General features: G+C 63.1%; 13 protein-coding genes. 4 read left to right on the forward strand and 9 right to left on the reverse strand.

Annotated elements, in window-relative coordinates:
* Positions 1 to 19: 19 nt before the first annotated feature.
* The 5 genes from KOL99_RS02245 to KOL99_RS02265 all read right to left on the reverse strand — a co-directional run bounded on the left by KOL99_RS02245 (position 20) and on the right by KOL99_RS02265 (position 5,550).
* The gene (locus tag KOL99_RS02245; RefSeq protein WP_216508871.1) at positions 20 to 2,344 is read right to left on the reverse strand and encodes a DNA translocase FtsK; all 2,325 of its coding nucleotides are present in this window, start codon (positions 2,342 to 2,344) and stop codon (positions 20 to 22) included.
* 117 nt (positions 2,345 to 2,461) lie between these two features.
* Positions 2,462 to 4,153: a ribonuclease J gene (locus tag KOL99_RS02250; RefSeq protein ID WP_236025738.1), complete on the reverse strand. Its 1,692-nt coding sequence runs from the start codon at positions 4,151 to 4,153 to the stop codon at positions 2,462 to 2,464.
* Positions 4,154 to 4,224: 71 nt separating this feature from the next.
* Positions 4,225 to 4,641 carry a hypothetical protein gene (locus KOL99_RS02255; protein WP_216508872.1) on the reverse strand — a complete coding sequence of 139 codons (417 nt, stop codon included), beginning with the start codon at positions 4,639 to 4,641 and terminating at the stop codon, positions 4,225 to 4,227.
* Between the two features lie 29 nt (positions 4,642 to 4,670).
* On the reverse strand, positions 4,671 to 4,853 hold the full coding sequence (locus tag KOL99_RS02260; protein ID WP_216508873.1) for a hypothetical protein: 183 nt from the start codon (positions 4,851 to 4,853) through the stop codon (positions 4,671 to 4,673).
* A 1-nt stretch (position 4,854) separates the two neighbouring features.
* On the reverse strand, positions 4,855 to 5,550 hold the full coding sequence (locus tag KOL99_RS02265; RefSeq protein ID WP_216508874.1) for a lysophospholipid acyltransferase family protein: 696 nt from the start codon (positions 5,548 to 5,550) through the stop codon (positions 4,855 to 4,857).
* A 117-nt stretch (positions 5,551 to 5,667) separates the two neighbouring features.
* Between KOL99_RS02265 and KOL99_RS02270 the strand changes: the two genes are divergently transcribed.
* A complete protein-coding gene (locus tag KOL99_RS02270) occupies positions 5,668 to 6,108 on the forward strand; it encodes a single-stranded DNA-binding protein (protein ID WP_216508875.1) in 441 nt (146 codons plus the stop codon).
* Positions 6,109 to 6,259: 151 nt separating this feature from the next.
* Here KOL99_RS02270 and KOL99_RS02275 read toward each other — a convergent pair whose 3' ends face one another.
* From KOL99_RS02275 to KOL99_RS21960, 3 genes are all read right to left on the reverse strand, one after another.
* Positions 6,260 to 8,686 (reverse strand): glucan 1,4-alpha-glucosidase, encoded by a 2,427-nt coding sequence (locus KOL99_RS02275; RefSeq protein ID WP_216508876.1) that lies wholly within the window; start codon positions 8,684 to 8,686, stop codon positions 6,260 to 6,262.
* A 65-nt stretch (positions 8,687 to 8,751) separates the two neighbouring features.
* On the reverse strand, positions 8,752 to 9,534 hold the full coding sequence (fabG, locus tag KOL99_RS02280) for a 3-oxoacyl-ACP reductase FabG (protein ID WP_216508877.1): 783 nt from the start codon (positions 9,532 to 9,534) through the stop codon (positions 8,752 to 8,754).
* 35 nt (positions 9,535 to 9,569) lie between these two features.
* On the reverse strand, positions 9,570 to 9,863 hold the full coding sequence (locus KOL99_RS21960; RefSeq protein ID WP_407931843.1) for an aquaporin: 294 nt from the start codon (positions 9,861 to 9,863) through the stop codon (positions 9,570 to 9,572).
* 301 nt (positions 9,864 to 10,164) lie between these two features.
* Here KOL99_RS21960 and KOL99_RS21735 point away from each other — a divergent pair, with 301 nt between their 5' ends.
* The 3 genes from KOL99_RS21735 to KOL99_RS02295 all read left to right on the forward strand — a co-directional run bounded on the left by KOL99_RS21735 (position 10,165) and on the right by KOL99_RS02295 (position 12,898).
* A complete protein-coding gene (locus tag KOL99_RS21735; RefSeq protein WP_268898899.1) occupies positions 10,165 to 10,419 on the forward strand; it encodes a GSU3128 family (seleno)protein in 255 nt (84 codons plus the stop codon).
* Positions 10,420 to 10,509: 90 nt separating this feature from the next.
* Entirely contained in the window at positions 10,510 to 11,853 is a 1,344-nt protein-coding gene (locus KOL99_RS02290; RefSeq protein WP_216508879.1) for an MATE family efflux transporter, read from the forward strand.
* A 1-nt stretch (position 11,854) separates the two neighbouring features.
* Positions 11,855 to 12,898, forward strand: a complete 1,044-nt coding sequence (locus KOL99_RS02295; protein ID WP_216508880.1) for a methyltransferase domain-containing protein — start codon at positions 11,855 to 11,857, stop codon at positions 12,896 to 12,898.
* Between the two features lie 103 nt (positions 12,899 to 13,001).
* Here KOL99_RS02295 and KOL99_RS02300 read toward each other — a convergent pair whose 3' ends face one another.
* Positions 13,002 to 13,982: a beta-ketoacyl-ACP synthase III gene (locus KOL99_RS02300; RefSeq protein WP_216508881.1), complete on the reverse strand. Its 981-nt coding sequence runs from the start codon at positions 13,980 to 13,982 to the stop codon at positions 13,002 to 13,004.
* Positions 13,983 to 13,995: the final 13 nt, after the last annotated feature.

Here is a 13,995-nt window from a genome sequence, read left to right on the forward strand (position 1 = left end):
CGGAGCCAGTCCCCTGCGACTAAATCTTGTTGATAAAAACTTCGCGGGGCTTGCTGGTGCCGTCGGAGGGCCCGATGACCCCTTCCTGCTCCATCTTCTCGATGATGCGGGCGGCGCGGTTGTAGCCGATCCTCAGCCGACGCTGGATCATGGAGATCGAGGCCTGCTTCGCCTCGGCCACCAGGGCCAGGGCGTCGTCGTAGCGTTCGTCGATATCCTCCTCGTCGTCGCCACCTCCCTTCTCGTCGCTCGCCTTCATCTCCAGGATCGACTTCTCGTACACCGGTTTCCCCTGCTTCTTCAGGAACTCGACCACGCGCTGCACCTCGGCGTCGGAAACGAAGGCGCCGTGGGAGCGGAGCATCTTCGAGGTCCCCGGCGGGAGGAAGAGCATGTCGCCGGCGCCCAAGAGCGACTCGGCGCCGTTGCCGTCCAGGATGGTGCGGGAGTCGATCTTCGAGGAGACCTGGAAGGAGATCCTGGCCGGGAAGTTGGCCTTGATGAGGCCGGTGATGACGTCGACCGACGGGCGCTGGGTGGCGAGGATCAGGTGTATGCCGGCGGCACGCGCCATCTGGGCCAGGCGGGCGATGGACTCCTCGATCTCGCGACCGGCCACCATCATCAGGTCGGCGAGCTCGTCGACGATGACCACGATGTAAGGAAGGTGGCCGTGTTCCAGCTGCTCCTCCTTGGCCAGGAAGGCCTGGATGGCCGCCTCGCGCGCCTCCATGTCCTCCGGGTCCTCCAGGTGATCGGCCTCGTCGATCTCCTCGACAACGACGGTCTCGCGGGCGCGGTTCTCGGCGTCTTCCTTCTCCTGCCGCTCCAGTTCGCGGTTGTAGGAGTCGATGTTCCTGACCCCCTTGTCCGACATGAGGCGGTAGCGCCGCCCCATCTCCTCGACGGCCCACTTGAGCGCGAGGGCCGCCTTCTTGGGGTTGGTGACCACCGGGAGCAGGAGATGCGGGATCCCCTCGTAGACCGAGAGCTCCAGCATCTTGGGGTCGACCATGATGATCCTGACATCGTTGGGGGTCGAGGTGTACAGAAGCGACAGGATCATGGTGTTGATGGCGACCGATTTACCGGAGCCGGTGGCGCCGGCGACCAGGAGGTGCGGCATCTTGGCCAGGTCGGTAACGAGCGGCGTGCCGGCGATGTCCTTGCCGAGCGCCATCGGGAGCTTCATCTTCCCCTTGTGGAACTGCTCGGAGTTGAAGATCTCGCGCAGCGACACCATGTCGCGCTCCCGGTTGGGGAGCTCGATGCCGACGACGCCCTTGCCCGGAATCGGCGCGACGATGCGGATCGAGTGCGCCTGCAGCGCCATGGTCAGGTCGTCCTGCAGGCCCGCGATGCGGCTCACCTTGATGCCGGGGCCGGGGGAGAACTCGTACATGGTGATGACCGGGCCGGGGCAGATCTCCACCACCTCCCCTTCCACGCCGAAGTCCTTGAGCTTTTTCTCCATGAGCCGGGCGTTCATGGTGAGGGTTTCTTTGTCCTGGCGCTTGGCCCCCTCGGGGGGCGGATCGAGCAGGGACAGCGGCGGGGTCTTGAAATCCCCTTCCGCCTTGATGAAATCGAACGCCTCCTGCACCGGGGCGGTCTTCTTGTCGTCCTTTTTCTTCTCCTTCTTGGCCACCGGCGCGGGGACCGGCGGCGGCACCGCCGCGGGCTTGATGATCGGGGCCGCGTGCTGCCGGGGCTTCTCTTCCTTCTCCCCTTTCTCGGAGGCGAGCTCGCGCTGCAGGGCGCGGCGCTGCCTGCTCTTCTCCCAGCTCTCCTTGAGCGCGGTCAGCCACCAGTTGGCGAACAGGACGAAGGAGAAACGGGACAGGAGCATGGCGCTCGCCGCCAGCATCGGCAGCAGGATGAGGAGCGCACCGATCGTGCCGAAGGCGCGCTTCAAAAGGTCCGCGCTCTGGTAGCCGACGAAGCCGCCGGTGGGTACCCGCTGCCCCAGGAACTCGGTGAACTGCAGGTTGAAGGCGAACAGGCCGGAGATGGAAAGGACCAGCAGGCCGAAGCCGACCAGCTTGTAGCGGCGCCACCGGATCGGGTCGGAGCTGAAGGCACGGTAGGTCAGGTAGAAAAGGGTGCAGGGGAAGATGTAGGCGGCCAGTCCGAAGAGCTGCAGGAAGAGGTCGGCCAGCTGCGCGCCGAAGCGCCCTCCCAGGTTCTTGGTCTGGGCGAAGGTGGAGACGCTGTTGAAGGAGAGGTCCTCGCCGTGGAACGAGACAAGCGCAATGAACAGGAACAGGCCGGCCACGCCGAAACCCATACCTTTCATCTCCTTGGTCACCTTTTCCTTCTTTTCGATCTTCTCGTCAGTCGTCATGCGTTGTCCGTTTTCTGTGCTCCCGCCCCCGGAGGGGGAGGGTTGGGGAGGGGGAAAGGTTGACATCCCCCCTCCTGACCTCCCCCCTCCGGGGGGAGGAAAAGTGAGGTTCCTACCCTACATCTCCAAAACCAGCGGCAGAATCACCGGCCGCCGCTCGATAGTCTTGTTGAAGAAGCGGCGCAACACCCGGCGCACCTCAAGCTTCACCTCGTTCCAGTCGGTCATCGCCTCGGTGCTCACCAGCGCCAGGGTATCCAGCACCACCTTCTTCGCCTCGTCCAGGTACTGCTGGCTCTCGTCCTCGAAGATGAAACCGCGCGACACGATGTCCGGGCCGTAGATGATCTCGCCGCTCACCTGGTTGATGCCGATCAGCACCACCACCATGCCGTCCTCGGAGAGATGCTTCCTGTCCTTTAAGACCACGTTGCCGACGTCGCCGACCCCCTTGCCGTCCACGAAGACCCGGCCGGTGTTGACGTGATCCACGATCAACGCCTCGTCGCCGGAGAAGAGCACCACGTCGCCGTTGACGGCCAGGATGCAGCGCTCCTCGGGGGTGCCAACCTTCTGGGCCAGTTGGGCGTGCTTCACCAGGTGCCGGTACTCGCCGTGCACCGGGACGAAGAAGCGGGGCTTGACCAGGTTGTGCAGAAGCTTCAGCTCCTCCTGGCTGGCGTGGCCGGAGACGTGCACCTCGGAGACCTTCTCGTGGATCACCTCGGCGCCGCGACGGTACAGGTGGTTCATCAGGTCGGAGATGGTCTTCTCGTTGCCCGGGATGAAGCGGGAGGAGAGGATGACGGTGTCGCCGCGCTCCAGCTTGATCTGCTTGTGGTCGTCCATGGCGATCCGGATCAGCGAGCTCCTCGGCTCCCCCTGGCTCCCGGTGGTGATCATGCAGACCTGCTCCTTGGGGAGCTTCGGAAGTTCCTTCAAATCCATGAGGAGATCGTCAGGGATGGTGAGGTAGCCGAGCTCGCGGGCGATCTGCACGTTGGCGATCATGGAGCGGCCGTTCAGAAGCACCTTCCTGCCGCTCTTCTGCGCGGCATGCACCACCTGCTGCACCCGGTGGATGTTGCTGGAGAAGGCGGCGACGATAACCCTGCCGGGGCAGTTCGGGAAGATCTCGTCGAAGGCCTCACCCACCACCCGCTCCGAAAGGGTGTACCCCTCGCGCTCGATGTTGGTGGAGTCGGCGAAGAGCGCCAGCACCCCGGCCTGGCCGTAGCGGGCGAAGGTGGGGAGGTCGGTGAGCTCGCCGTCCACCGGGGTCTGGTCCAGCTTGAAGTCGCCGGTGTGGATCACCACCCCCTCGGGGCAGGTGAGGGCCAGGGCGCAGCCGTCCACGGTGGAGTGCGCCACCCGGATGAACTCCACGATGAAGTCGCCCAGTTCCACCACGTCCCGGGGCTTCACCACGCGCAGGTCGACCTTCTCGTCGAGATCGAACTCCTTCAGTTTTTCCTTGACGAAACCCAGGGTGAGGGCGGTGCCGTAGATGGGGGGATTGATGTCCCGCAGCACGTAGGGGAGCGCGCCGATGTGGTCCTCGTGCCCGTGGGTGAGCAGGATGGCGCGGATGCGGTCCGCCCGCTCCACGAGGTAGCCGATGTCGGGGATGACCACGTCGATCCCCAGCATGTACGGCTCGGGGAACATGAGACCGCAGTCGACGATGACGATGTCGTCGCCGTACTCGAAGGCGGCCATGTTGAGCCCGATCTCGCCGAGCCCGCCGAGGGCCACGAACTTCAGCCCGGTATTTTCAATACTGCTTTCTTCCAAAATAGTCCTTTGCATTGAGGGGACTGGCTCCGCAGGGCCTGCCCCCTTGGTTTTATCGGCTTGCCGCTCGAGCGCTACCGCCCCGGCTAAGGCGCCGTGCCGCCCGTAGCCTTGGCGGAGGGGGGGACGAGTGCCGCGATGCGGGCGTCGCAGCGCTTGATCCACTCCTGTCCCGGCGAGTAGATGCCGGCCACGGCGTAGAACGAGCTCCTGAGGGCGCGGTAGGCGATCAGCGCGCGCGCCGTGTCGTGGTTCGCCTCGGCCATCTGCCCGAGGTCCCACAGCTTCTGCGCGCTGCGGGGGACGATGGAACTGCCGGGGGTGTACATGTGGATGGCGGCCTCGTAGCCCGCCACCGCCGCGGGAAAGTCTCCCGACGCGGTCCCCTTCTCACCCTTTTCGAACTGCACGTACTGCCGGTACAGCGCGTTGCCCCAGAACAGGGCGACGGAGATCAGCGCGATCGCCGCGACGTTTACCGCTATGGTTTTGACCTTTTCCATGTCTTTTACTGTTTCCTGTGGCTTCAGGGTTACCCCTGGAAGAAGTTGGGGGCGACGACGAGCAGCGTGCCCAGCAGGGCGAGCACCATCCCCAGGAGGACGGTCGCGGCCGCGACAATGTTGAGCGGCGAGCGCAGACGGTGCGCGGCGGGGAGTCCCCACGCGATCAGACCGACCCCGCAAAGGGCCAGCACCAGGTAAACCATGACCATCTTATTCAACCTCCAGCTTTGCTGCGATAGCCGACCGTACCCGCTCCAGGAGTTCCGCTTCCGGGACGCCCGCGACCTCTATGGGCGCGGCGAAGCTGATCCTGATGGTTCCGGGCCTCAACTCGATGCGGTTGCGCGGGTTGATCGCCCGGCTGCCGTTGATGGTGAAGGGGACGATGGGGACGCCGGCCTTGACCGCCAGCAGGAAGGCGCCGCGCTTGAAGGGGAGCAGGGCACCGTCCTTGGTGCGGGTCCCCTCGGGGAAGATGACCACACTCGCCCCTGCGGCGATCCGCTGCGCCGCCTGGTTCATGCTCTTCAGGGCTTTCCTGCCGTCGCTTCTGTCCAGCGGGATGTAGCCCGCGCGACGCATGGCCGCGCCGAAGACCGGCACCCTGAAAAGCTCCTCCTTGGCGACCCAGGAGAACAGGCGCGGGATGGCGCGGGTCAGGGCCAGGATGTCGAAGTTACCCTGGTGGTTCCCCATGTAGATCACCGGCCCCTCGGTCGGGACCAGTTCCAGCCCCTCCACCTCGACCTTGATCCGGGCCGCCCAGAGGGAGCCGAGGCTCCAGACCCTGGCGCAGGCATGTCCCGCCCGGCCGGAGGCGTCGAAAAGTCCGCCAATGACGGCGGCGAGGCTGCATAACAAGGTGTACGGAACGAAGAAAAGAAGGTAGATACGAGCTCTCAGCATGACCGGTTACGTTACTTTTTTTTCCGATGAGAGTCAAACAATATCGCTTGCCATGAGACCCCGATTTCTATACACTTCCCGGAATTCAAAACGTGACACGAACAAAGGAGAATCCCCATGGCAAGTCTCAACAAGGTGATGCTCATAGGCAACCTGGGCAAAGACCCCGAGGTGCGCTACACCGCCGGCGGCACCGCCGTAGCTTCCTTCTCCCTGGCCACCACCGACCGCATCAAGGGGAAGGACGGCAACTGGGAAGACAAGACCGAATGGCACAACATCACCCTCTGGGCGCGTCTTGCCGAGATCGCCGGCGAGTACCTCTCCAAGGGGAAGACCGTATATATCGAAGGACGTTTGCAGACCCGCAAGTGGACCGACAAGGACGGCAAGGACCGCTACACCACCGAGATCGTCGGCGAGAAGATGCAGATGCTCTCCGCCAAGGGGGAAGGCGGCGGCCAGCGCCAGGGCGGCGGCAGGCCCCAGCAGGACTACAACCAGGGCGGCGGGTACGAGGAGCCGACCTTCAACCCGGACGACGAGATCCCGTTCTAACCGCTACCTTTTAATTAATGTAAAAAAGAGGCGCAAACCATCAGGTGTTGCGCCTCTTTTTTTGCGAATTTTCCAATTCCCGGTTTTTCCGTGTAGCAGTCGCGGCGCGCTCGGAGAACAAAACCTGCACAAAGGTCGGCCGCGGCGCTTTTCAGCAAAACACCTGCGGCGGGGAATCTACGCTGACAACGAAGTCATTGCCTTCGTAATGGCCTGGGTCCGGCCAATAAATGGTGAATTTGATCTCCTTTCCTGCCGAGAGCAATTCCGTTGCCAGATCTGCGCTATGGATCGAAAGCCCGGTATCGCGCGTTTTGTCGTCATGGACCGTGTGCCATTCATCATCGCTCCAGTGAATGACCGCCGGGGCCAGTGTCTCGATGCGCAGTATCTTGCCGGCTGGCAGGGAGCGGATCTTGTGGTTGAAACGCCACACCATGAACGGCGATTCTGTTTTCTCCACCAGGTAGCGCTGCACGGTTTGCGGCGGCATGTCGAAGACCCGTCCATCGTGCAGAGAACGCAGCAGCTTCAGATACTCGGCGTGTGCCCATGCAAGCGGCATGGCGGAACCGGACGGCCGGCCGAAAAAAAGCTCACGCTCCGGCAGGTCCGCCCCGTCCCAGATCTGCTCGGGAAACAATCCTTCCGCGCCGGCAAAGGTTTCCATAGCCGCCTGAAGTTGCCGTGCGTCTCCCTCTCGGCCGGCCGCCAGTTCATAATGGGCTCGCTCCCCGGTCAGCAGAGGCCAGCACCGGCCGATCCCGGTACCGTCAAACGGTTCGCCATCCCCATGTTCACCGTAGCCGTCGCCGTTGTAGCGACGCCAGACAGAGCCCTGTTGCGTCTCCACCCTGAGCAGAGCATCAACGAGTTTGACCGTATCGAGGATGCGCGGGTCGTCGGCGCTGCGCAGGCCAAAACGAACAAGGGCCAGCGCGTCTGGGCTGACCAGATGGTAGGCAGGACTTTCGGCTTGGCCGGGAGCGACGTTTTTTATCGGAACACTCTTTTGAAAGCGAGACACACCGCCTCCCGTCTCAACCGGTGCGATCCGGACGTAATACCCCGCGACCTCGAACTCACGACACCAATCGGTACCTTTCACGTAGATCCAGCGGTCGATGGACGCGTTCCACACATCTGCAGTCTCGCGCAGATACGTTGCGATTGACTGCTCCTGCTGCATCTCGGCCAGATCCGCCGCCGCCAGGAGAGCGGCGATTTCGGCGGCGACCGTGAATGGCGAATATCCGGGATCTTCCTCCCAGCGGTCCTGCGGGCTCACCGGCCCGTTGCGGACCAGATATGCCACGGCTTGTCGAACCATAGGCCAGAACCGGGCCATATCGTCCGCGGCCAGTGCCTTTTCACGCCGGCTCAGGTCAACGAGCAGGACCGGCAGGGCTGTTTCGTCCATCTGGATGCCGTTCCAGTAGGGGGAGCCGTCCAACCACATGTTCTGTGCCCAGTGCCCGTCAGCTTCCTGGGTTGCCTGCAAATAGCAGAGTGCGCGACGAACCTCCTCGTGCCCCCCGGCAGCCAGAAGCCCCCCCGCCGACCCCACCAGGTCGCGCGGCCAGGCGAGGTGATAACCGCCGAGATCGTTGTCCCCCTTGCTGAATCCCCACGGGATCGATAGGCTGGCGATAATTCCCCCCGGGAAATTGAAGGCCTCGTGGACACGCAAGACGGTCGTACTCACCCGGTAAAAGTTTGGCCGGCCCAATCCCCGGTCTGTATCGAGTGGCAGCAACAGCCCCTGCCATCTGTTCCACCCTTCAACGTACTCCGATTGCGCAGCGTCAAAGCCGTCCTGAAGTGCCGCACGCGCACGGTTCCCCGCTTCGGCGGCGTTGCGTCCAAACCCCAAGGCTAACAGAAATCCCCCGTTACCCGATTCAAGGTCAACCTCTGCCGTCAGGGCGATGTTCCCGTTCTCGGCCCGCGTATAGTCCCATGTCATCTTTTTGTGGGACACCAGATCTTGCCACCCATCCGAGAACCCGACGAATCCGACGGAACGATTGCGCCAGGGAACGGAGCAGGCCAAAGCCAGGGCGCTCCCGTCCCTTTCCGCGAACAGCATGGGAATGCCTTTGTATTCGTCAACCCAGGCTGTATTGCCGGCTCCATGATTGCCCAGGTGCGGAGCGAGCAATACGTATAGGCGATAACTTGAGATCTCCCCTTCTTGGGCGAAAAATCGGGTTTGCTGCAACACCGTGTCCCGCTTGGAGTCGGTCAGAATCGTCTTTTCGATACGGTAGCGCCCCTTACGGCATCTGCTGACTACACGAAAGGCCGGCACGCCGTCGGCCAACCACTGGACCTCGCTGACTGCGTCACGCTTTTCCTCCGAGAAGAAATCTGCTCCGTCGGTGACGATCAACCCCATGTCGCGCACGCAGGCCTGGTCTATCCGTGGATAATAGATCTCGTTGAAAATTCCGTGGCTCAGAGTGAACCAAACATGGCTCATGTTGCTCAGGGACACACCTACGCCGGATTTGGCGCTGGAGGTCCAGCGCGCCGGGATGCCGGGCCATCCCGGCGCGAAACGATCCGAGGGACTCATGATGTCTCCTTTGGTTTCGGAACGCGGTCATTTCAGCCGGTCAATGGCCAGGCCGCTTACCGCGACTAACCGCCATGTGCGAAGTCGGGATAGTCGGTCATGCCCCCGTCCACGAAGATGGTGCGACCGGTCACATATGAGGCGATGTCCGAGGCCAGTACTACCACCATGCGGGCGACTTCTTCGGGCGCTCCGATTCGTTTCAGCGGGATCTTCTCGAGCAAGTCCTGCAAGCTCCCGGCATCACTCCATACGGCGCGGTTGATCGGCGTCTTGATCGCTCCGGGCGCAACAGCGAGCACGCGCACCCCGTGTGGCGCAGCTTCCTGGGCCAGGGTCTTGGTCAGCATGGATACGGCAGCCTTGCTGGCCGTGTAGGCGCTGTAACCCGACCAGGCAATTTCTTCATGCACCGAGCTGATGGTGAGAATGACGCCGCTGTTCTGCGGCACCATCCGCCGCAAGGCTTCTCGGGCGCAACAGAAGGCTCCTGTCAGGTTCACCTCGATCACTTTTCGCCAGGCGGCGATATCTGCCTCCCAGGCCAAGGCACGACCACCATCAATGCCCGCATTGTTGACCAGGATATCAACCCCACCCCAGGCAGCCTGAATGCTTTCGAACATTTTCGCGATAGCCTCGGGATCGGATACGTCGGCTTGGATTGCCATGGCAATGCCGCCTTGCTCCTGAATCCGCTGCACGAGCGCATGCGCGGCCTCAGGATGGTCGACATAGTTGATGGCCACTAGAGCGCCCGCTTCGGCGAGGCATAGTGAAATCGCCTCACCGATGCCGGAATTGCCGCCGGTGACGACGGCCCTTTTGCCGTCAAGCCGCACGTTCATGCTCGTCCTCCTTGCGGTTGCGGTTGGGCCACGACTCAACGCTTCCCGCGAAATACGCCGTAGCGGTCATGGCCGAAGTGATGGAGCTTGGCAACTTCAATAGTCAACCAACGCGGCCCCATACACCGGTACATAGCCACACCGAGAAAAGTGCCCAGCAACGGGCCTATCCAGTAAATCCACCACCCCTGCCAGGCCCCGGAGATCACTGCCGGTCCAAGGCTGCGGGCCGGATTGGTGCTGGTCCCCGAGATTGGCCCTTCCGCGAAAACCATGACGGCATACAGGACGGGAAACAGAGAAGGTGTGAAAGACCTTAGCCGTCGCATCCCGGACAGGCAGCCAAGCTGATGCAGAAAATGACATTGCCAACATTCGGGAACTGTCTGACAGGGGGGATTTCTGGAACAGGCATAGGGGAAAGGTTAACACAATGCCTGGAATTGTCTTATCAAGAGCCTCTGAATCAGTGTGTAGATCGTTGGCAATCTACTTGGGTGGAGGGGAGAGGGTGTCGTTCTGGAAATAATCGATGCCGGGAGCGCGCCGCAGGTTAAGGTTTCCAGAGGCGTGCGTTTGTGCTAGTTATGTAGACGCTCGTCAGACAGCTCCCCTGCAAGGAGGTGGACCATGAAAATCCGTAAGAAGATCCTGGATTTCGAGTATGAGGAAGTTCTCGAGGTCAAGTACCGGGAACTGATCCGTGTCGCCTGCGCCGTGGCCGTCGGTTGCCCCGACTGACTCAAGAAGCACTTCGCGGTCGCGAAGGAAGCAGGCGCCACCGAAGCAGAACTGAACGAGGCCCTGGCCTACGGCATCATCGCGCCGTCGGGACGGGCCAAGAACTTCGTGCGCAGCCAGGAAGAGATTTTAAAGGATCTGTAGGACTAACAGGGATAAATGGGATGCAGGGTATAAGGCGGGGGTAGCCCCCCTGCCCCCCTTCATCCCTGTTTATTTTAGGTTTTCGACATCTTGAAACGTCTCTCCCCCAATAAAACCACCAAGCGGGTCTCGATCCGTCGCAACGTCGCGGCACTGTCGATGCCGGTGCTCCTTTCCTCGCTGTTCCAGCGTCTGGTCTCCATCGTGGACATTTTCATGGTGGGCGGCCTCGGGGCCGCGGCCATCGCCGCCACCGGCCTCGGGCAACTCCTCATCTTCGTCACCATGACGGTCTTCTGGGGCTTCTCCACCGGCGCCAACGTGGTCATCGCCCATCTCTGGGGCGCGGGACGGCGCCCGGAAGCCCGCAGGACCGCCTTCGCCTCGGTGCTTTTCTGCGGCCTCCTCGCCGTCGCGGCCACCCTGCTCGGCATCGGCTTCGGGAGGGATATCGCGGTCTTTCTGGGGGCGAGCCCGGACGTGCTCGCCTACGCCTCGGACTACATCCGCCTGGTCTTCCTCTATTTCGGCTTCACCGCCGGTCTGAACATCCTGTCCGCCATCATGCAGGGAACCGGCAACACCCGCACCCCGATGGAAGGGATCCTGCTGGTGAACATCCTGCACGTCGCCATTGCCTATCCCCTCATCTACGGCTACTTGGGCTTCCCACGCTACGGCGTTCTCGGAGCAGCCTACGCCATTAACCTCTCCGAGGCCGCCGGTTTCAGCTACCTGTTGATCCAGGCGCTCCGCAAGGGATACCTGAAGATCGGACGTCCCGACCTGGCCCTGTTGAAGAAGGTGATCGGCATCGGATACCCGGTGGCGCTGGAGCGGGTGGCCCAGCAGTCGGGACAGCTCTTCTACTCCAAGTTCATCATCGGTTTCGGCACCGCCGCCTACGCAGCTCACCAGATCGGCCTCTCCATCGAATCCCTCTCCTTCATGCCGGGCGCGGGGATGGGGATCGCCGCGGCGACGCTGATGGGGCAGTCCATCGGTGCCCGGAAGCTCAGGCGCGCCCACATGAGCCACACGGAGGCGCTTCGGCTGGCCGTGCTGGTCATGGGCTGCATGGCCCTGCTCTTCTTCTTCCTGCCGCACCAACTGATCGCCCTGTTCACCCACGACCCGCAGGTGATCGAGAAAGGAAGCGTCTTTTTGCGCCTGGTCGCCTTCGCCCAGGTGCCGCTCGCCATCTCCTTCGTCTACGCCGGCAGCCTGCGCGGCACCGGCGACACACATTACGTCTTCCTGGTCACCCTGGTGTCCATGTGGGGCATCCGGGTGCTCCTCTCCTACATCGCCGCGGTCCCGCTGCAGCTTTCCCTTTACGCCGTCTGGAGCGTCTTCCTGATCGACTGGTTCTTCCGGGCCGGCGCGTTCTGGTGGCGTTACCAGCGTCGCGACCTGCACCAGGTCATCATCTGACATGCAGCTTTCCTTCGTCCCAACCACCGATCAAGGTGAGATCCGGCTGCGGCTGGAACGGCTCCTGGTCCCCGGCTCCCTGCTCGACGCAGCGCTGGAGCGGCGCATCCGGCGGCTCTCCTCCGACTTCGCAAGCTACGCCGCCAGCTATCCCCTCCCGCTTTGGGCTCCCGGCCTCGTGATCAGCAATGAAATGCGCGGGCTGACCGAGGCCCTCTTCCCCCTGGCCCGCCCCCGCGCCTTGTTCGAGTTGATCCTGCGCCGCGGCTGCCGCTTCGACCCACTTCTCTCCGGAAGCTACCTGCACAGCTGCGCCAGTTGGCTCGACCTGCTCCAGAAGCTCTCGCCGCGACTGAACAGCGCAGATCCGGGCCCGGTGCTGCGCCTGATCGCCGCAGACGGCGACACCCGCGCGGCATTTCTGTTCGCCCTGATGCTGCCGCGGCACTTCGGCGGCGGCTTCGACCGCTACCCCGAGCAGTACCGGTGGCTGGCCCAGTGGCTTCGCGGGCAGGCGGGACGATACCCAACCGGGATCCGGGTTCTCGACGCCGCCTGCGGCAGCGGCGAAGGGACCTATCAGGCCGCGCTACTTGTTGCGGAGACAAGACATGGCAACAAAAGCGCGGTGCACGGCTCGACCCTGGAGCCGATCGAACTGTTCGCCGCCGCGCACCTTCATTTCCCGCACGATGCCGAGCGGGAGCGCGAGTACCGGGCCCGGGTCCAGGCGCTCGAGGACGCGCCTGCCATGGAGTTTTACCTGGACCGGGTCGACACCGCGCCGCAGCGCGAACCTTATCACCTGGTGCTCTGCAACGGGCTCCTTGGCGGGCCGATGCTGCACGAGCCGGCACCGTTAACGGCCGCCTTTGCCGGGCTTGCCGCCCGCCTCGCCCCCGGCGGCCTGTTCCTTGCCGCGGACCGTTTCCACGCCGGGTGGCGGCTGCGCGTCCCGCGGGAGGCGCTCATCGCCCAGATGCGGGCCAACAGCCTCACCCCGGTGGATATCCCGGAAGGGATCGCGGGGATAAAGGCGGGCTGACGGAGGCGGACGGCACGCGAGCAAAATAAAAGGGGACGGCACCCACCGGTGCGTCCCCTTTTGCAATCCATCGTCTCACGCAATCTCATTCTTGGTCGTTGCCTTACGCCCTAAAGAGCACCCCTCCCCAGGAAAGCCCGCCGCCGAACCCCATCATCAGCACCAGCTCCCCGGGCTTGATCACGCCGTTTCTCCGGTTCTCGTCCAGGGCGAGGCCCACCGAGCCGGCGGCGGTGTTGCCGTAACGGTCCAGGTTGAGCAGGAACTTCTCCTTGGGGATCCCGGTCTTCTTGGAGATGAAGTCGATGATGCGCACGTTGGCCTGGTGCGGGATGATGTGGTCGATCTCTTCCGGCTTCACCCCGCCGCGCTCGGCGAGGTCGGTGATAATGCGCGGAATGACGTCGGTGGCGAAGCTGAACACGCTTTTGCCCGCCATCTTGAAGGTGTTCTCCTTGGCCGCGATGCTCTCGGCGCTGACCGGCTTCCTCGATCCGGAGGAGGGCACCTGGATCAACTCCCAGCCGTTGCCGTCGCTTTGCATAACGGAGTGCTGAATCCCCTTCCCTGACAGTCCCGCCCCCAGGATCACCGCCCCGGCGCCATCGCCGAAGAGCGGCGCAGTGGTCCTGTCATCCATATCGAGGATCTTGGAATAGGTGTCCGCGCCGATCAGGAGCACCTTGCGGTACTTCCCCGAGCGGATCAGGTTGTCCGCGAGTTCGACGCCGTAGATGAAGCTGCTGCAGACCGCGTTCATGTCGAAGGCGAACGCCTTGGCGGCGCCGATGTTCTTCTGCACCATGCAGGCGGTGGCGGGAAGGATCATGTCGGGGGTGGAGGTGGCGACGATGATGCAGTCGAGTTCGAGGGGGTCGACATCGGCGTTTTCGAGGGCGAGGAGGGCGGCGTTGGTGGCGAGATCCGAGGTCGCCTCCTCCGCTGCCGCGAAGCGTCTTTCACGGATGCCGGTCCGGGAGTGGATCCACTGGTCCGCGTCATCCACCAGGTAGTCGAAGTGAGCATTGGGGACGACCCGCGCCGGAACGTAGCCGCCGGTCCCCAGAATTTCCGCACGTATCATGTAGAGAGCGCCT

This window comes from Geomonas azotofigens (genome assembly GCF_018919395.1).
GTDB lineage: Bacteria > Desulfobacterota > Desulfuromonadia > Geobacterales > Geobacteraceae > Geomonas > Geomonas azotofigens.

Coding starts and splice junctions, on each gene's coding strand:
- KOL99_RS02245 (WP_216508871.1), bottom strand. CDS start 2,344: ATGACGACTGACGAGAAGATCGAAAAGAAGGAAAAGGTGACCAAGGAG.
- KOL99_RS21960 (WP_407931843.1), bottom strand. CDS start 9,863: ATGCGACGGCTAAGGTCTTTCACACCTTCTCTGTTTCCCGTCCTGTAT.
- fabG (WP_216508877.1), bottom strand. CDS start 9,534: ATGAACGTGCGGCTTGACGGCAAAAGGGCCGTCGTCACCGGCGGCAAT.
- KOL99_RS02265 (WP_216508874.1), bottom strand. CDS start 5,550: ATGCTGAGAGCTCGTATCTACCTTCTTTTCTTCGTTCCGTACACCTTG.
- KOL99_RS02270 (WP_216508875.1), top strand. CDS start 5,668: ATGGCAAGTCTCAACAAGGTGATGCTCATAGGCAACCTGGGCAAAGAC.
- KOL99_RS02260 (WP_216508873.1), bottom strand. CDS start 4,853: ATGGTCATGGTTTACCTGGTGCTGGCCCTTTGCGGGGTCGGTCTGATC.
- KOL99_RS02250 (WP_236025738.1), bottom strand. CDS start 4,153: ATGCAAAGGACTATTTTGGAAGAAAGCAGTATTGAAAATACCGGGCTG.
- KOL99_RS02275 (WP_216508876.1), bottom strand. CDS start 8,686: ATGAGTCCCTCGGATCGTTTCGCGCCGGGATGGCCCGGCATCCCGGCG.
- KOL99_RS02255 (WP_216508872.1), bottom strand. CDS start 4,641: ATGGAAAAGGTCAAAACCATAGCGGTAAACGTCGCGGCGATCGCGCTG.
- KOL99_RS02295 (WP_216508880.1), top strand. CDS start 11,855: ATGCAGCTTTCCTTCGTCCCAACCACCGATCAAGGTGAGATCCGGCTG.
- KOL99_RS02300 (WP_216508881.1), bottom strand. CDS start 13,982: ATGATACGTGCGGAAATTCTGGGGACCGGCGGCTACGTTCCGGCGCGG.